This is a genomic window from Paenibacillus catalpae (assembly GCF_900112695.1).
Taxonomy (GTDB): Bacteria; Bacillota; Bacilli; order Paenibacillales; family Paenibacillaceae; genus Pristimantibacillus; species Pristimantibacillus catalpae.
In genome coordinates, this window is the sequence record NZ_FOMT01000006.1 from 531357 (window position 1) to 551623 (window position 20267).

General features: G+C 46.2%; 8 protein-coding genes. All 8 read left to right on the forward strand.

The window, feature by feature from the left end:
• Positions 1-232: 232 nt before the first annotated feature.
• The 8 genes from BM200_RS26990 to BM200_RS27030 all read left to right on the forward strand — a co-directional run bounded on the left by BM200_RS26990 (position 233) and on the right by BM200_RS27030 (position 20248).
• Positions 233-4378 carry an S-layer homology domain-containing protein gene (locus BM200_RS26990; protein ID WP_091189979.1) on the forward strand — a complete coding sequence of 1382 codons (4146 nt, stop codon included), beginning with the start codon at positions 233-235 and terminating at the stop codon, positions 4376-4378.
• Positions 4379-4882: 504 nt separating this feature from the next.
• Positions 4883-7435, forward strand: coding sequence for an S-layer homology domain-containing protein (locus BM200_RS26995; protein WP_175533041.1), 2553 nt, complete (start codon positions 4883-4885; stop codon positions 7433-7435).
• Positions 7436-7638: 203 nt separating this feature from the next.
• Entirely contained in the window at positions 7639-9720 is a 2082-nt protein-coding gene (locus tag BM200_RS27000) for a hypothetical protein (protein ID WP_091189982.1), read from the forward strand.
• A 98-nt stretch (positions 9721-9818) separates the two neighbouring features.
• Entirely contained in the window at positions 9819-10316 is a 498-nt protein-coding gene (locus tag BM200_RS27005; protein WP_091189983.1) for a hypothetical protein, read from the forward strand.
• 122 nt (positions 10317-10438) lie between these two features.
• Positions 10439-10708, forward strand: a complete 270-nt coding sequence (locus BM200_RS27010; RefSeq protein WP_091189985.1) for an alpha/beta-type small acid-soluble spore protein — start codon at positions 10439-10441, stop codon at positions 10706-10708.
• A 246-nt stretch (positions 10709-10954) separates the two neighbouring features.
• Positions 10955-12163: a methionine adenosyltransferase gene (gene metK, locus BM200_RS27015; RefSeq protein ID WP_091189986.1), complete on the forward strand. Its 1209-nt coding sequence runs from the start codon at positions 10955-10957 to the stop codon at positions 12161-12163.
• A 180-nt stretch (positions 12164-12343) separates the two neighbouring features.
• Positions 12344-16774, forward strand: coding sequence for an Ig-like domain-containing protein (locus tag BM200_RS27020; protein WP_091189988.1), 4431 nt, complete (start codon positions 12344-12346; stop codon positions 16772-16774).
• Positions 16775-17530: 756 nt separating this feature from the next.
• Complete coding sequence (locus BM200_RS27030) at positions 17531-20248, forward strand: stalk domain-containing protein (RefSeq protein WP_091189991.1); 2718 nt, start codon at positions 17531-17533, stop codon at positions 20246-20248.
• The last annotated feature ends 19 nt before the right edge of the window (positions 20249-20267 follow it).

The window sequence follows — 20267 nt, forward strand, 5'->3', positions numbered from 1 at the left end:
TTATTAAAATTTCTTTATAATTCCAATCTGCCGGTTGGACTAACATTTTGGGGCTAAAGGACCGATAACAACAGTACAGAACTATTCTTCATCTGAAGCGGACGAGGGAGGAAGTAAATCGAGACGTATAGCCGTGTTATCGACCCCTAATTGCAATGTCAAACAGTTGGAACAGTCGACCATACTTTTGTTTATTACGCTAACAGCCATTATATAAAGGAGGAACATCGTTTTGAAAAAGCTATTATCCCTTGTGCTGTCACTGGCGCTTCTAATTACGCTGCTGCCGCCGTTTGGTACACCGCACAAAGCTTCTGCGGCAGGAACTTACTTCTTGTTTAATAATGAACAGTACTCAGCGGCTAGTGCAAGAATTACAACTGACCAGCGCGTGACGCTTAAAGGTACGATTAATAATGTAGTAGGTAATTCAATCAGTTACAGCGTTTATAACGTTTCGGTCAACGGAAATACAGAGACCGTTGTTAATTCCATTGAGAATCAAACGGCTAATGTCACATTGAGCGGAAATAACATTACCGTTTCAAACGTGGAGCTGTATCCGGGTCTCAACAAACTGACATTTAAGGGGATCTACGGTACTTCGACAGTCAGCGAATCGATCTACATCGAATACCGCAACAGCCCAATGCTTTATGACTTGGCGGCTACGATCCGCGGTACAAGTTACCCGATTTTGGAGGATCAAACAACGGTTCTGCAATCGGCTTTGTCCGACGGCAAAACAAGCGAAGATATATCCATTAGCGGTAAAGCTCCAAACGCTACAAAAGTTGCGGTTATTGTAAACGGCAAGAGCTATGAATATAATGTGTCTGATGCCGGGGACTACAATTTTGTTGCTTCGCCATTAAACATCAAGTCGGGCAAAAATATTGTAACAATTCGCGTGTACAATAATAGCCAAGTCGTAGAGACAATAAGAGAAATTGCATTTTATAACGGTTCTTCGACCTTCTACGATATGTCCGTAACAGATGGAACAACTTCCATCGATTTGGACAAAACGTCTGATCTGTCTGTTTCTGCTGGCCAGACGCTGACGCTTTCGGGTAAAGCGATTATTCCGGTTAAATATGCAAGCAACGCGTATACGCCGAATGTAGCGGACTTTGCCAATCTTGCTAGCCAATTTCAATATTTGCCGCAATGGGTAAACGGAACAAATTATCAGTTAGTTGCGGCTGATATCATAGGCGTAAGCCCAGACAAAGATTCGATTACGCAAACGACGAAATACATTACAGTTTCGTTTAAGTTCAATATTGGTACAACTGGTTCATCGGGCTTTGCTTATGAGACACCTTACCGTTTCAAAATGCAAGGTAATAATGTGGTAGAGGCAGAATCTCAGCAATCAGGCACCTACACACTGACGCTTCATAATAGCACGCTTCCGTATATCTATGATGTCAACTACCTGACTGGTTATACAGCGGGTATGAAGGGGAACTTACCGCAGCTTCAAGTACTCGAAGGTACTGATATCGAGAATGCGAACATTTACTCGCTGCCAATGGGTGTAGAAGTTTTGATCGGCAACTACACCTCCATGGGAACGAACTATTCCAACATTGTTGCTCTGGTTAACAGTGCTGGACAAGCGTTGAATTCTTCCTCAGGCATAAGCTTCAGTCAAGATACGGAATATCAAATTGTGTACCGAAACGTGAATGGTACTTCAGTTCCATTCCTGCGCGTATTTATGGAGATTTCGAAGTTGCCAACCGCAGGTACTCAAAAGCTGTATTTCAAAGTAACGGGCAATGCTGCACTGAAAGAAGCATCTATTAGATTGTTGTATGGTCCATACGTGAAGTATGACAAATTGTATAATGGCATGCAGATAAATTACGATACGACAATGAAAGTAAATGACGGTATTACTTATATTTTTAATCAACTTGGCAATTTTGCCGGACAGTTGATGAATATCGCCAATGAAGACGAGATTGTGTATCCAAGTACTCTAGGGGCAACAAAGCCACAATCGGTCTTCTTCTATATTAATAACGTAGAGGTTCCATTGATTCAAGATGGAACTGCAACAAAGACCAAGTTTAAACTTGCTTCAAAGATTGTGAACAATAACGGTGTCGATGTTGACACGGTTAAATCTACAGCCTTTGGTGTCTTGAACAAAACTGGTGAAAACACCTTCAAAATCGTATATAAAACGGCTAAAAACAACTATGAGAACACCGTTAAAGTCAATATTGTTCCGACTAATTTGCCTTCAATTCCGGCTGCAAATACCGACGGCATATATCCGTACAGTATAAATCTGCAGGAGCCACTTGCAAGCGATCCTAACTTTACGAATGTATCGAGTATTTTCCAAACGAAAGAAGCTCGAATGAATGTTTACGGTACGTTCGACTTTGTAGATCTTGGTGACGATACGGTAGAAATTGCGAACAAAATGGCTGAACTGAAGGACCCGGACGGGATTCCCACGACCAATGATAGTTTGCTCACTAATTATATTTTGAGAGTAAGTTCTCCTAACTTCGTTAAGGACGTGGAATGGGATTTATCGAAAGAATTCACACCAACTCTCAATGGCAAAGCCGTTGGCAGTGCACCTATTAATTCAGGTACAGGTGGTTCAGTTGCCGGCATCAAGGTGTATTACGATGTAACTAACCAATATTTCTACTTCATTATGCAGGATCAAGAAATACCTGAGGACGGCAGTTCGCAAGTTTATACGTTTACGGTATTTAATACCGGTGAAGCCGGGCCTCGCGCGACTTATCGTCTCGAAGTCGATCCGGTTGCCATTCCTTACACGGTACTTGCACCTGTAACAGAAGAACGGAATTTGAACTCTAACTTTGTGGATGTCATCATCGCTTCCCCTGGCGCGGATTCCATGACTATTAACAAGCTGCCTGCCAAGAAGGTAACGTATCTTGACTATAGCAAGGATCCAGTAACACCAGCACCTATCGAGGCGTACAAAGTTCGTGTAACGGGCTTGAAAGCCGATAAAGAAACAGCAATCCCAATTGTTATTACTCGCGGCAAGGATAAAATTTCTGATTCCCTAACCGTTAATTATGAACCAGCGAAAATTCCTGGAGCACAATATACGGAAACGATGGCAAGTTCTCATAAAGTGTTTGATAGCAGTCTTACGTTGACATTCCCGAGAAACACAAAGCTGATCCGACCTTCGTATAATTCGACAAGCGGCAACTCAAGCCAGATTTATAGCGGGAATCAGCTGCTGTTCGGCATTGCCAACCCTACAGATGGCGTATTGAATCGTTACGAATTTAGAAGTCAACCAGCAGATTATTGGTCTGAGAATAGAATAGGCTCGTATTATCTAAGTGAATATTTCTCGGACAGATTTATTAAAGTCAGCTCGCTCTTCTGGATCGATGGTGGTCTGGCGGATGATGACAGCACGAAAGCTTATGATCCGATTACTTCGGGACAGGATCCTTATCCATACGCAATGGTTCAAGGAGACACGACTCAGCAGTTCTTCAAACGGTTCAGCAGCGGAAGAGAGATTATCCCATCGCAGTCGGGAACCTTAACGCTGACCTATGATTCAAGTATTTCGCAGGATGCTGGAACCATTGTAACGGTATTCCGTTATGATCCTTACGAGAATGTGTGGGAGAACATGGGCGGTACGGTTGATTCGAAGAAGCATACCATTAAAGTGCCGTTCCAGAAATTTGGTTACTACGTAGTAGGCAAGCTAACTTATGGCTTCAATGATATCAACGACCACGGCTATGCTCGTAATTCGATGGAGGCTATCTTCGCTAAAGGCGTCATGAATGCTGAGGACCCGACTGGTATCTTTGGCGCTGATCAATACGTATCCCGCGGGGAATTCGCTCGTATGATCGTTAAAGCTTTGAGTATCCCTCTGAACTACGAAGGTCCAAAGCATTTTATCGATGTACCGGTTGATCCAATTTTAAATATGGACGCGCTTTATGATTACCGCTATATCGAGACAGCAGCAAGGGCTGGTATTATCCGGGGCACGCAGCCGGTAACTTTCGAACCGGCTAGCAAGTTGACGCGCCAGGACGCATCGGTTATTCTAGCAAAAGCTCTTAATTTGAAGCTGGAGACTAACTCGGCTAAAGCGAAGGCAGCGCTGGATAAAGCGTTCAAGGACTCCGCTAACGCAGACTATTATGCAGTGCCGTCCATTCTTGCGATTCAGAAAAAAGGCTTTATTCAAGGCTCCATGATAAATCCTAATGATAAGAAAGCCGGCTACGTGTTTGAGCCTCGTTCCAGGCTCCTGCGCAGTGACGCAGCTATTCTTATCTCCAAGGTAATGGCGAGCAACAAAACATTGCCGGCAATATACGCAAATTAATGGGATAGAGCGGCTCGGCTCTTGGCCGAACTGCTCTAGTTTTCTTCTATTAATTTCTAAAGTAAGTTTATCCATGGAAAATGTTAAGCATCGACGAGATTGATAGGCCAAGCTATACTAGGTACATACCTAGGGAAGGGTAGCAATACATAAAACAACCGAATCGAAAAAAACTCAGAACTTTTTTTGAACTGAGCGCAACTTTTTGAGCTGCTGTGCGTTTAATTACATGACATTGCAAATAGCGAGGCATGTAGTGCCTTGGGACTACTATTATTTCTCGAAGTGGAATGATTTCTCAACTTCCTCTTTACGCTATGGATAGCCCATTGTATAATGTTAAAGTGGTAGGTCTTCTCTAGTAATATATTTATATGGTTTTTTCGCAGGTTTACGAGTTTCTGCGACATGTTCTTACATAGGGTTGAAGCATGGCAGCAGACATCATTTATATTTCATTTTACTAATTTATGCTCTTATCTCGGGGAAGGGGGTGAATCGGCTATGAGAAAAACGAGCAATTCATTATCTACACAAAACTCTCAACAACCGAAGGTATTTAGAGGAGGAGAAAAAAAGGTTATGAAAAAAAGTTTAATTTCGCTGGCACTCGCTGGCTCGATGCTTTCCGCTTTGGCAGTTCCTGCGTTTGCAGCTACTCCATCTGACGTAGTTGGCAAACCGGTTCAAAATGCAGTTGAGGCTCTGACAGCTCTGGGTATTATCAATGGTTATGCTGACGGTACTTTCAAACCAGACAACACGATCACTCGCGCTGAGCTGGCTAAAATCGTTATCACAGCTACTGGCAACGCAAGTGCAGCAAACCTGATGGCTAACACGCCTCCAGCGTTTAAAGACGTTAAAAAAGGCGTTTGGTACACAGGCTACATCAATGCTGCTGCAGCTAAAGGCTTTATCCAAGGTTACAACGGCAAGTTCCGTCCTAATGATACAATTAAGTTCGAAGAAGTAACTGCAATCTTGGTTCGCGCTTTGGGCTACAAAGATAAATACCTGTCCGGTTCGTGGCCTTACAACGTATTGCTGCAAGCTGACGAAGTAGGTCTGTTCAGCGGTGTTGAACTGGCTCAAGGCACTAACGCTACTCGTGGCGTTGTTGCTGAGCTGACAGAAAACGCTCTGAGCGAAAACCTGGTTCAATACGATGCTGACGGCAACGTATCCAACGTTCAAGCAGGTACTCCAAAAGTTGACCAATACCTGATCAACAAATTGGGCACAAGCGCTACTGAAGTTGTTAAGCTTTCGGCTTTGACTTCTGACAAAAAAATCGCTTTCGTTACTGGCGATGTAGCAGTTGCTGACAACTACTTCATCACTGGCGGCAAAAAACTGGCTGACCTGGTTGGTCACTCGGTAAGCGTACTGAAAAACAAAGACGGCAAAGTTATTGCTATCACTGACGCACAAGCAGCTTCCAATAGCATTACTACAACTACTAATGCTGCTCCAGCTACAACAACATTCGAAAGAAGCACAACTGCTTCTGCGAAAACATTCACTATCGGTGGCACAACTTACACTACTTCAACTGACTTCGTAGTGTACAACAACACTGATCTGGATGCTGACTTCAATCTGACTGTTACTGGTGCTAAAGAAGTTCAAATCTTCAAAAACAGCGCTGGTCTGGTTCAAGCAGTACTCGTAAACAACTGGGCATCCAACCTTGTTGTATCTGACATCGTTGCATACTCGAACTACAGCAGAATCGTAGCTAAGAGCGGCTTCTCTACTAAAGTAGACGCTAACACGTCGATTACTTTGAATGGTAAAGATGCTACATTGGCTGACCTGAAAGCTAACGACGTTATCAACGTTATTGAGAACGCTGCTGACAGCGCGCTTAAAATCGTTGCTACTCGTAACGTTGTAACAGGTAAAGTTGAAGCTACTGGTACCGAATCCGGTTCTGCTACTGTTAAAGTAAGCGGCACTACTTACAAAAACGTTTCCGGCACTGTTCCTACAATCGGCACAGAGTACTCGTTCTTGCTCAATAAAGACAATGAAGTTGTAGCTTACGAGACTCCAAATGCAGTAACTGCTAGCGCATATGCGGTTATTTACAGCGTTGAAGCTGGTAAATCGATTATCGTAGACGGTGAAGTTCAAACTGGTTGGACAAAAGTAGTTTACTACTCCTTGAAAGACCAAAAAGTAATCACAGCCTACACTAAAGATGCTGACACTACAAATAATGCTGCTGCTCTGGCAAACACTATCGTAGAACTGGGCTTCACTAACGGTGCTATCGATTTGACGGCTGCTCAAGTAAGCGCAGCTGTTGACGTAGTTACTGATGCAGCGGCTGTAACAGCTGATCCTACTGCTACAAAACTGACTGTTGGTACTACTAACTATGTTCTGAACAACAACACGATCTACCTCAAAGTAGGTATCGATGCAGCTGATATTACTAAGAACACAGTTGCTAATGCTAAAGCTGCAGACGTTGCGAAAAACGACGTAGTAGCAGTTAAAGCTAAAGACGGTGTGGCTCAATATGTAATTATCAAGTCTAAAGGTGCGGCATCTACTACACTGCCACAAGTACAAGGTGTATTCGTTAGCCAATCCGCAGTTACAACTGCTGACGGTACTTCATACACTGTTAAACTCAACGTTAAAGGCGAAGAGAAAACATTCGCAATTGGTGCTGCAATCACTGGCGTTGCTAAAAACGACATCGTAACTCTGCAAGATACTGTTACAACTAACGCCGTTTACGATGTTACAACTCCGTTTAACACTGAGGCGGCTACTCTGACTGTTAACAACTCTGCGAGAACAATCGTCGCTGGTGGTACTGGTTACATCGTAACTGGCAACACTCAAGTAGTACTGCTGAAAAAATCCGACGGTACTATCAGCACTGGTGCATTTGCTGACGTAAGTGCAGCTGCAGACGGCACTAACTATGGTGTAGGCAGCGGTCAATTCAAAGTTATCGTACAAGGTACTGGTGATATGTACGATTCCTCCACTGGTGACGTTGAAGAAGCTGGCGTAATCGTAGTAGTTGCTTACTAAGATTCGCTGACTTAACTAGAAAGCTGAGAGCTTAAGCTCTCAGCTTTCTTTTTTGTTTTTAAGGACATGTTCACATGCTGTTCACATACATTCGATATAGTTACGGATATAGACGAAGCAAAGATTTTTAAGATGTACCGAAACTTATGGGATTCCATTATCGTCTATTTAAGTAAATCTAATTATACGGAGTGAATGTGACAATGCGGAAAAGCTTTAAACGAACGACAATGCTTGTATCCCTCTTCGTTGCTTTTGTTATGCTGCTCAGTGCGATACCGGTGTCTTTCGCTGCATCAAGTTCTTCTGTCAACAAGAAGGTGTATGTAACGAAGGCTTCGTATGTACAGCTGACAGATGCCAGCATAGTACCGAGTGCCAATGGCGCAACGGCTAGCTTCACCTTTGAATTCTACAACGGCGATAGCTCGTCTATTAATCTTGTAGATTACTGGGCACGCTTAAAGTCCAAAAGCGGAACGAAATATACGCTGACTTTGCTAGACAAAGCTAATAAGAAAATGGTCAGCCCGAAGTCCAGCACAACTCTCACGTTCTATAGTGCGGTAGGGCCTAAGGTTACTCTTGATCAACTCATTCTAAACTTTGTGAAGTTCGATTTCTCGGTTTCCGGTTATGAGAAAACAATTGGTTCATTTACTTTTCCTGCCGGCTACAATAATGATATTAAACTGGGCGGATACAAAACGGTTAAAATCGGCAGTTCTAACGTAAATATGCGTGTGGATCAGAACACCGTATCCAAAACAAAGGATTATTATAATGTGAACTTATCATTTGTAGCCCGTAATACAAGCCAGATTGGTGTAGCCATTCCGGAGTATAACTACTACTTAAAAACATCTAGCGGCTTGTATAAGTTGAAGCTGAAAAACACTGCAGATTCTAACTTGACGCTTGAGCCTGCTGTACTTAATTCTATTCGACTAACAGGATCGATTCCGAATACCGTTAAAACAACGGGCTGGAAGCTGGTTATTACTCAAAAAGTAGGGGCAGACAGCAGCCAGGTTGAACTGCCCGTAGCATCGTTTATGGTTCCGTTCTCGCTGGATACCACTCCTGGAACAGCTAAGCAAGCATTTACGGATGAAAAAGGTACTTATGAAGTCGAATTGCAATCCGTACAGCGTATGCCATGGGGTAATGATGATAATGTAATTGCTAAACTCTCTATTAAGAATAAAGAGTCTGTCTACCTGCCATTGCCTGAATTAACAGGTACAATGCTGCTAGATGAGAACATTACGATCAATGGCCAGACCATAAAAAATACAGGTGACATCGGATTAGCGCCAGGAGCTTCTACAACCATTAGCTTTATAGGCAAACTGCCTTACGGCTACAATTGGAAGAAATTCGAGCTTCAATTGAACGAGAAGTCCGGCACGGAAGATGTTCAAGTAGCAGAAGTAACAAAATCCGCGATTACAGGTATATACTCGGTTGATGCAGGCAAGGTGTATACGCAAAAATCGCTTGGCTCCGAGATGAGCGTTAAAGTGACAGACGTGCGTACGTACAAAGGTGATACTACTGATACCTATGCGGTGTTTATGGATGTAATGAATAATCAGACACGCAGCAAAGTGATGCCGCAATGGACGGGTTACTTCAAATCAGCTGCAGGCAACTACTACGAAGCAACCATTCAGAAGACAGCAACTTCTATAACACCAGGCAATAAAGAACAAATTATCGTATACACTCAGCTTCCTAGCAACGTAAGCCGTGATGGATTGCAGCTGCTGCTTGGTGAAGCCATTGATGCGAATGGTCTCATTAAAGGTGCAACTGGTACTCCAACTGGTTATATCCGTGGTGTTCTGTTTGGTCTTCCGGCAGAAAATACAGATCTGACTAACAATCATGCCATTAAAGTAGGACCTTATAATATTGATTTTAACTACTTCAACGTATTTGCTGATGGAGAGACACTTGAACTGGACATCGGCAGCAAAGTGCAGCGTGATTACAGCTATGATGGGTTTACACAGTCTAAGCTCACCATGGAGTTAGAATATGAACCTGCAGGTGACGTTCTCTGGACGAAGACTATTAGTCTGGAAGGCAAAGCAGATAATAGCTTAACGTGGAAGATTGGGGACAACTACAACTCCTTAAGCGAAAAAATGGAAACTAATAAGTATTGGAGCAGCTACACATTAAACGTCTACGAAACCGTAAACGGCAGCAAGAAAAAGCTGTTTTCCAAAGAAATCCAATTTTCTTCTCTTATCAACTGGCTTGACGGTGAACATTAATAGTCCAGAAATAACTGGTTAATCCCATTCAAATCTAGTATCTTATTAAGAGATACTAGATTTGTTTGTGTAATAGCGTAAGAAAGGAGCTTGTCGAAGTGAAGAAATATGCACTACGGATTGTATTGACAGTGGTTCTTGTAGGAGCAGGCATTATTGCCGGGGTGAACTGGCCGACAACCCTTGAAGCGGAATCAAATGCAACAGTACCAGGTTCTGCAGATGATCCGGTTGTAACCAAGAGCTATGTAGATGAACAGATTGCGAAAGCAGGTTCCGGATCTGGCGGAGGCTCAGAGCAGCCTGAGACAGGCGGTACCAGCGCGAAGCTTGAGGTTGTGGCTGTACCTGCCGGTAAGACCCTTATCGCTAATGAAGGCACGGAGGTAGTTGTACGCGCGGGTAAAGCGGTTGTATATACGACTGACGCGAATGGTATAGCGGATTTGACCGACGGCAAAGATCTAACGAATGGCAAAGCCATCCCTGCTAATCATCACATCCTGTTTCCTCGGGCAGGGCGCGGTGTGACAACAGCACCAACGTACACCAAATCGTTAACTTTGCTTGTACGCGGTAGTTACGTGATCAAATAAGCCAGAGGCAATGGATGATATAGAACATTTTGCCCGGACTGACAATAGGTTATACGCTTCAAACTCGCCGGAAGGACACACAATAAAGCCACGTTCCTAATTCAAATGGAGGTGTTCTTATTATGAGTCGTTCCAACAAAGTTGTCGTTCCAGATTGCAAAGCTGCACTGAACCAAATGAAGTATGAGATTGCTGCGGAACTTGGTTTGTTTGCTTCTCATGGCGTTAGCACAGGTGCTGATACGGAGTTTGCTGATGAGCTTGGAGGAGTAAGCGGCGGCACTCGTATTCAATGGAGAGAAGTAACGAGCCGTGATGTCGGTTCGATCGGCGGAAGCATTACGCAACGTCTTGTTGCTCAAGCTGAAAAAGTATTAAACGGGTATTCTTAAGCGCAAACGGCTGTGCCTTCCGAAGGTGGCGAAGATACGTTTCGCGGTGAAATATAAGCACAGTATAGAGATAATTTATACTTCCTTATATTTTATCAAAAATTGGTATCCGTTGACACCAAGCGACATTTTCGGTATTATACTGTTTTAGAGAGTTGTCTAACAACCTTTTCCTACGGGGAAAGGTTCATTTTTTGTGTAGAATGTCTGCACTTATTTCATACTAGCTGTAGGAGGTTGATACGGATGTCTGTAAAAGGTCGTCACTTGTTTACATCGGAATCGGTTACAGAAGGCCACCCGGATAAGATTTGTGACCAAATCTCGGATGCTGTTCTGGACGCGTTTCTCGAAGCTGACCCTTACGCTCGCGTAGCTTGCGAAGTTTCGGTTGCAACTGGTCTTGTACTTGTTATTGGAGAAATCAGCTCCCGTGCTGATTATGTCGATATTTCCGCAATTGCTCGCCGTACTATTAAAGAAATTGGTTATACGCGTGCAAAATACGGTTTTGACTCCAGCACTTGTGCGGTGTTGACATCGCTTAATGAACAATCCGCGGATATCGCGCAAGGGGTTAACGCTGCGCTTGAGAGCCGCGATGGAAAAGACGTTCAGAAGGAAAACGAAGATATCGGTGCTGGTGACCAAGGCCTGATGTTTGGTTTTGCAACGAACGAAACACCTGAGCTGATGCCTTTGCCAATCGCATTGTCGCATCGCATTGCACGCCGCCTGTCCGAAGTTCGTAAGAACGACACGCTGGGTTACCTGCGTCCGGACGGTAAAACGCAAGTTACAATCGAGTACGTGGACGGCAAACCGGTTCGCGTAGACACGATTGTCGTATCGACTCAACACGCTGAAGAAATTTCCCTGGAGCAAATCCAGAAAGATATCCTTGAGCATGTTATCAAACCAGTTGTTCCTGTTGAGTGGCTGGATGAGCAAACAAAATACTTCATTAACCCTACAGGCCGTTTCGTAATCGGCGGTCCTCAAGGCGATGCTGGTCTGACTGGCCGCAAAATCATCGTTGATACTTACGGCGGTTATGCTCGTCATGGCGGCGGCGCATTCTCCGGTAAGGATCCAACGAAGGTTGACCGTTCCGCAGCTTATGCAGCTCGCTATGTAGCGAAAAACATCGTTGCTGCTGGTCTGGCTGACAAATGCGAAATCCAATTGGCTTACGCAATTGGTGTAGCACAGCCGGTATCGATCAACGTTGACACTTACGGCACTGGCAAAGTATCGGAAGAAGTTCTGGTTGAAGTAATCAAGAACAACTTCGATCTTCGTCCTGCGGGCATCATCAAAATGCTGGACCTTCGCCGTCCAATCTACGCTCAAACAGCTGCTTATGGTCACTTCGGCCGTACAGATGTGGATCTCCCTTGGGAGCGCGTGGACAAAGCAGAGAACCTTAAAGCAGACGCGCTTGCTGTAAAGTAAGCTCGCCTTAAATTAAGCCCTGAATCTTCGGATTCGGGGCTTTTCTTATGCGATTTTTCGCAGGAAGATGCAACCTTTTTGCAACTCTCCTCGACTAATACCGTGTCAGCCTAAATTTTTCTAGCCGATTTGCCGACAAATAGGGTACAAGTGTATTTAGCTGGGGAGTGATTGCGGGAAATGTTAGTACGAAGCCGATTAAGTGTAATGATAGCCGTCTTGCTACTGCTTCAATTGTTACTGCCGGGATGGGCAGGGGATACGAATGCGGTTCATGCTGCATCAAGCGGACCTTTGGTGGCAGGCATGAGTCCAGCGGATAATGCAACAGGAATTACACCTACAAGCGATCTAACGCTGACGTTTGATGAAGCTGTTACAAAGGGCTCAGATTCAGCGGTTTTGACCATCTATAACTACAACACCAGTGATATTGTCGAAAGCATCCCTCTGTCCTCTTACAAAATCAGACTTGATGCGACAGGCCGGGTCGCGACAATTAATCCGGATGCTGTACTGAACGTAAATACGGATTATTATGTTTTGATTGATTACGGCGCTTTTGCCAACGTGTCCAATGGTGCTTATTATGCGGGAATATCCAGTGCAACAACCTGGAATTTCAGAACGGCTGCGGTTGTGGATACAACGGGGCCTTCGATTACTCTGAAATCTCCGGATTCGAGCGCTACACAAGTATCTGTAAACAGCAAAGTTATTATCCAATTTAATGAACCCGTGTATGCGTCAAGCGGCTATGTGACTCTTAGCAGTGTTACGGATACGAAAAATATTCCCGTAACCTCAAGCATGGTGCAGGGCAGCGGTACAACTACCATTACGATCACGCCAAATGCGCCGCTGGATTCGGATGTGGATTATACGGTTACGATTCCAAGAACCGCGTTTCAAGATGGCGCCGGTAACGCGATAGAAGCCGGAGGAGCATCCTATGTGAGCTGGAGCTTCCACACTGACCTTGCTCCACTTAATATGGTGTCGATCACGCCGGCAGACAATGCGACTTCCGTATCCGTGTTGACGGATAAGTTAACGATCACCTTTGATCATAACGTTGCGGCGGGAACCGAGAAATATGTGGAGATCAAAGATGTGAAGAGCAACACGACTTTTGCAAGAATTAGAACAAGCTCTTCGCAAGTTGCGATTAATGGGGCAACGGCGATAATCACCTTGCCATCCTACCCAAAATTTAATGCCAACTCGTCTTACTATGTATTGGTCGATGCAGGGGCATTTATAGAGACGGATTCCGGTTCGAATCATCCTTTCCCGGGGATCTCGAATGCCTCGGCATGGAACTTTACAACCGGGTACGGCAATGATACAACAAGGCCTTCACTTAAGAGTCTTTCGCCAGTGGCTGGCGGCATTCTAACGGCAACAACAGGTAATCTCGTATTAACGTTTACAGAGCCTGTATTCCAGGACAGCGGCACGATCGAGATTCGAACAGTAACAGGAGGCAGCTTGTTCCGCTCTATACCGGTTACGTCAGGGCGCGTATCTGGCGGCGGGACAGACACCATCACGATCGATGCAACGAGCGCATACGGCGGCGAGGCTGCAAAAGCCTTTGTCAACAATACGGCGTATTACGTAACCGTTGGGAGCCGTGCTTTTAAAGACGGAGTAGGATTGTATTTTGACGGATTAACAAGCTCGTCCAGTTGGCGATATACGGTTACTCAAGATAACGTGAAGCCGACTTTGGCTGCAACTTCGCCGGCTAACAACTCGATCTCAGCTGATCCGAATGCGAATTTATCTGCAACATTCAGTGAAGCTGTACAGCCGGGCAACGGTCAAATTAAGCTTCAATGTGTCAGCAACACGAGCAGTCTTTGTATTACACAGCAGGTTGGAACATCGGTAAATGTAGATCCGCTGAATAACAAGAGGCTGATTATTTCGCCTAATCAAGCTCTTCAGGCGGGTGCAGTATATTATGTCGTTATTGATCCGGATGCCGTGACAGATCTGGCAGGCAATGCGTTTAACGGCATTCAGAATGAATATCAATGGACATTCAAGACCATTGGCGGCGACACAACAGCGCCAGCGATATCCAAGCTTGAAGCCAAGGGATCAAACATAGTGATGACTTATAATGAAGATCTAATGGAGAACTCGATTCCGACAGCAGGCAGCTTCTATATAACCGTTGACGGGGCATACCGGTCCGTAACCGGAGTATCCGTATCTGGACCAAAGGTTACGTTAACGGTGTCCAGCACAATTGTTGATGGGCAGCAGGTAAAGCTGTCTTATACCAAACCATCCGTTGCTACGCTGGGCATTCGTGATCTTTCAGGCAATCAGGCGTTGAGTCTTGCTTCACAGACGGTGACAACCGCAGTGGATGCAACAAAGCCTCAGTTGACCGGCGGTACGGCAGCAGGCGGTATCGTGACCCTGGTCTTCTCGGAAAATCTGGCTTCGGTCAGCAGCTATGCGTATTCGCAGTTCAGTGTCTATGTTGGAGGCAATTATTACACGCCAACTTCCGTGTACAGCACGGGGAACAAAGTTATTCTGGCTGTTAATGCGTCGATAGACTCCAGCTCGAGCGTTCGAGTATCTTACAGTGCCGGTTCCTATCCGCTGCAGGATGCGGCAGGTAACAAAGTGAACAACTTTAGCAGTTATGCACTGACAGGTACGGGAGATACGTCTGTCCCGGCTTTACAGTCGATTGAAGCGTCGGGTTCTTCCATCCTTATTAATTACAATAAAACGCTGGATTCCTCCAGAAGGCCGTCAACAAGCCAGTACTCGGTTATCGTCAACAATTCGCAGTACAGTGTGACGCAGGTGTCCGTATCTGGTTCTCAGGTACTTCTTACAGTTAGCCCTGACATCCAATCAGGCTCTACTGTAAGGGTATCCTACTCGAAGCTATATACGAATGTAGCCGATGTATCCGGCAATGAAGCTTCGGTATTCAGCAACGTAACGGCATCTGTAGGAAACGGTTCATCTGCGGATAACGGGTTGTACGGAGCGGTTGCGAAAGGAACCAAGTTGACCTTGTCCTTCTGGAAAACGCTCAGTTCATCTTATGTGCCTTCATCAGCTTACTTCGCTGTGAAGGTAAATAACGGATCGGATCCTGCAACCAATGTAACGGTTAGCGGCAATACGGTTGTCTTGACCCTTGCCAAAGCACCTGGCGTTGGCGATTCGATTACGGTTACTTATTATGCGACTTCTACGAATAGCTTGCGTACGTCTGACGGGACGATTATTAACAGCTTTACGAATGTGACCGTTGCTAATCAGACGACGCTTATTGATTCCCTGCCAGGCGGGTATGAAGAAGCCGATGGCGGCGGTATCGGATTGACAACATCGATGGCGACTCAGACATCGGATATTTCTCCTGCTGGTTATTCCACAACCCGGTATACGATCCAGTCCGATAAGCTGTCGACGGCTTACACTGCGGCCAAAGGAGCGGGAATCAGCAACGCACGCGTTGTCTTTGAAGTTCCAAGCTCAGAGAGAGCTGCTGTAGTAGCTGTTCCATTGACTGTTTTAGAAAGTGCATACCGGTCTAGTACCGGAGCGTCCTTTGTTGTGCAGTATGGAACAAGTTCGTATGAGATTCCGTTAAGTGCTCTTGCCTTCAAGAGTATGGCCTCTCTCATTGGATCGAGTTATACAACCGGTAATCTTTTGATCAAGATTGAAAAAGGCAGCAGCTCCAAAGCCAGCGGTTTGACTTCGGCAATCAGCAAAGCAGGGGCATCCCTTCTGTCGACGCCGATTACGTTCGAGACATCCGTTGTGAATGGTACTACGGAGAAGACGCTATCGGAATTCGGCGGCTATGTAAAAAGGAGCTTTGAGCCGTTAATGTCTGCAAATGCAAGCAACAGTGCGGTAGTATGGCTGGATCCGCAAACCGGTAAGCTGTCGTATGTACCGACTACGTTCTCTACAGAAAGCGGCACGAACATAGTCTCCTTCAAACGGAAGGGCAACAGTGCATACGCACTGGTCAGCGGAGCATCGAAGTTTAATGATATCGGCTCGCATTGGGCTGGTTCTACGATTAAAATGATGGCAAACAAGTTTATTATCGAAGGTCGTTCGGGATCAACAACGAAGTTTGATCCGCAAAGCTCGATCACTCGGGCAGAGTTCGCAGCTTATATCGTTCGTGGTCTTGGGCTGTCAGGCAGCCGGAGCGAGGCTTCGAAGTATAAGGATGTAACTTCAGGTACAGTAACGGCCGCTTATATCGGCGCTGCTTCCAAGGCAGGCATCGTAACAGGCAATACAGACGGCACGTTTAAGCCGAATAGTCCGATTACGCGCCAGGAGATGGCGGTTATGATGTCGCGTGCGGCGAAGGCTGCCGCAGTGACGATTTCACTTCCGCAGTCTGAAACGACATACTTGTCGAAATTCAGCGACCGGAAGAAGGTAGCTTCCTGGGCAAAGAGCGATTTGGCCAAAGCCGTCTACATCGGCGTAATCACCGGCCAAACCGAAACCACCTTCGGCCCAACGAAAAACGCCACCCGCGCCGAAGCGATCGTTATGATCAAACGTTTGCTCGAATACGTCGATCTCTTAAACTAACTTACTCTATCGAAAGCCCCGTCAAAGCGATATGTTCGCCATGACGGGGCTTTTTACTGTCCAGTGAGCATAGGAAGGATGATGGCACGGGAGTTAAGGTCCCTGAGGGACCTTAAGAGCGGAGAAAGAGCAGCTGGTTAGGCAGTTAAGGTCCCTAAAGGACCTTAAGGTTGATGGAATGGTAGTGTAGGCGGTCGAAATGGACGGTGGCGTGGGAGTTAAGGTCCCTGAGGGACCTTCAGAGCGGAGAAAGAGCAGCTGGTTAGGTAGTTAAGGTCCCTGAAGGACCTTAAGGTTGACGGAATGGTAGTGTAGGCGGTCGAAATGGACCGTGGTATGGTATTTAAGGTCCCAGAAGGACCTTAAAGTTGCTGGATTGAGTAGGTCATCAGTGGGCGTCAGGCCCACGCGATGACCAACATCCTTCTGCCCGCCCCCACAAGTGCTGGCGGATGGGGGCGGGGACTGGTTGAAGGGGCGGAGAGAAAAGATCATTCTGGAGAAATGGAATGCTCGCCTTTGCAGGCGAATTCTAACGATAGCATCGTTAAATTCAAGGAATTCGTCTGCAACAGCGATCGGAAGAATGATCTTTTCTCGCAGCCTTGCCCTTCCTTGCCCAGACTTTAGCCCTATCATCCTCCAGTAATTCCCTCTCAAATTTATTAAGATTTTCTTATACTCGGAACTTTTCCTGCCTTCTAGTAGTCTATAATGAGTAGATTAATAGATTAGATTAGGAGAGTTGCTATAACGATGAGTAAGTTACATAACAGCAAAGTTCGGCAGACGGGTAGCCTAGGCAAGAAAATCGCGGTTGTCGTAATCGGTGGTACATTGCTAGCACAACCAGTCTCGTCAGCTATTTCTTTCGATTGGAATCCCCTCCAGGTTGGAACCGCAGCAGCTGCTACGGCACAGCCGTCCCTGAAGCTTCTCCAGCAGTCCTATGTTACGGCTGGCGCGCAAAGAATGGATTATCTGTGGACAACGACACGCAGCGGAAAAGCTGCTAAAGCGAATATTCATGTCATTGAAGTAGATTTATCGAATCCTTATGTAAGCTTGGACGTCATGAGCGGCAAGAACGACACCATCGGCAAGCTGAATACGGTTATGAACATGACAAAAGAAAACGGCGCAGTTGCAGGTATTAACGCCGATGTTTTCATCACAACAACGGAAGGCTCGCCAATGGGCGCGCAAGTTACAAGCGGAACGCTGATGACCAGCCCGATGCAAATCAAAGGCATGTATGCTTTTGCCGTGACAAAAGACCGTAAGCCAACGATCGACAGCTTTACGTTTGACGGCACGGTGATGTCCGCAGACGGCTCGAGCTTTGTCCTGACAGGCCTCAACCAGTCTGCGTATATGCCAGAGGGCGGTACATCGAACTACAGCCATGCCAATGCCCTGTTTATCTACAACAGCGCCTGGGGCGGCGCAGAGCGTCCTAAGAACTCTTCTGCAACGCCTACGGAGGCATTGGTCGTGGGCGGGGTTGTTCAGCAAATCTCGGAAGGCAAACCGCTAACAGGGGCTATTCCTGCAGACGGCTATATCCTTCGCGGTCATGGTACCGCGGCTAAATTTATTGTGGAACACCTGCAGGTAGGCCAGGCGGTGACGTCGGATTATTCGCTCGTATCTGCAACAACGGGTCAAAAGGTAGATCCTTCGTCCTTTGAGATGCTGGTTGGCGGTCATACGATTCTCGTAAATAACGGCGCGGCAGCATCCTTCTCCCGCGATATTACCGGGGTCAGCGGATCGTCATACGTATCCCGCTCGGCTGTAGGGTACTCCAAAGACGGCACCAAGGTCTATCTGATTACAAGCGAGGACTACGGCGACAGCACGGGTCTTAACTTGAAAGAATTGCAGCAGGTAATGGTGAAGCTTGGCGTATACAAAGGGATTAACCTGGACGGCGGCGGTTCCACAACAATGATCGACAGACCGCTTGGCGAGACAGCGGTACGCCTTGCCCATTCCACGCAATATGAGACGACACAGCGCAGTGTTGCGAACGGCATCGGGGTATTCACAACCGCTCCACAGGGTAATTTGAAAGGCATTGCGATTAGCGGTTCGAATGTTCTTTTTGTCGGACAAAAGGCCAGCTTCTCGGTAAAAGGCTATGACACGTACTATAATCCTTACACCGTAGACGGATCTAATGCTGCCTGGAGCGGCTCTGCCGCTGGCATAGGTACATTTAACGGCAATACGTTTACGGCTGCTAAGCCCGGCTCAACGAAGATTACAGTCAAATCCGGTTCGGTTACAGCGACTTACCCGGTGGAAGTCATCGGCAAGGATCAGATTGCTGAGCTGAAGCTTGACACGGCGGCTGGCGCATTGTCGAATGGCGCGACAGTCTCCATTCCGGTGAAAGTCACACTGAAAAACGGCAAAACCTATAAGCTGTCAGGCGATTCGCTGAAATGGGAGTTTACAGGCTTTACCGCAACGGCGAGCGGCGATACTTTGACGGTTAATTCCGTAAACCAAGGTGCCACAACAGGATACGCGATCGGACGTTACGACGGTTATCCGACGATGATTCCGTTCACGCAAGGCGGTTCAGAGAAGACGCTGGAGAACTTTGAAAATGTAAATTATGGCATTAATTCACAGGTGACGCCTGCTGCTACCACAACGGGAAGCGTCAAGCTGGTGACGGATATACCGGGTCAAACGTCCGGAAAAGCACTGCAAATTTCCTATGACTTTAGTGCCGGTACCGGTACAAAAGCGGTATATGCCCAGTTCAATGGCACCTCCGGCAAATCGGTTGAAGGCTCGCCGGTATCGATGACTATGGATGTATACGGCGACAAGAGCCTTAACTGGCTGCGTGCCGAATTTATCGATGCGAATGGTACTGCCCATCTTGTTGATCTGGCGAAGCAGCTGGATTGGACAGGCTGGAAATCGGTAAAAGCCGATCTGTCCGGCAAAGGAATGGCTTATCCGGTCAAGCTTAAGCGGGTTTATGTAGTAACAACGCCTGACGGCCAGGATGAGCGTGCAGCGACAGGTACTGTAGGCCTGGATAATATCAAGCTGCAATATGCCGCAACGGCTACAACTCCGACCAAGGGCCATATCGAGATGACAATCGGCAAGAAATCGGCAGTATCCAACGGCAAAACGATTGCAATGGAGGTTGCTCCTTTTGAGACGGGTGGTACGACTTATGTACCGATTCGTTTCGTAACCGATGCGATGGGCGTTACGCTAAAATGGGACAATAAGCTCAATCGCGTTACGGTTCTGAATGGCTCGAAGATGCTTGAAATGGTTATTGGCAAAAAGGAAATAATTATCAATGGCGCGCTCTCTGAGACAGAAGTTGCTCCTATCATCAAGAACGGAAGAACGTTAATTCCGATCCGGTTATTTTCCGAAAAGCTGGGACTAAAGGTCACCTACGACAGCAAAACGAAAAAGATTGCCATCGATTAGGTGTGGACGAACGGCCGCC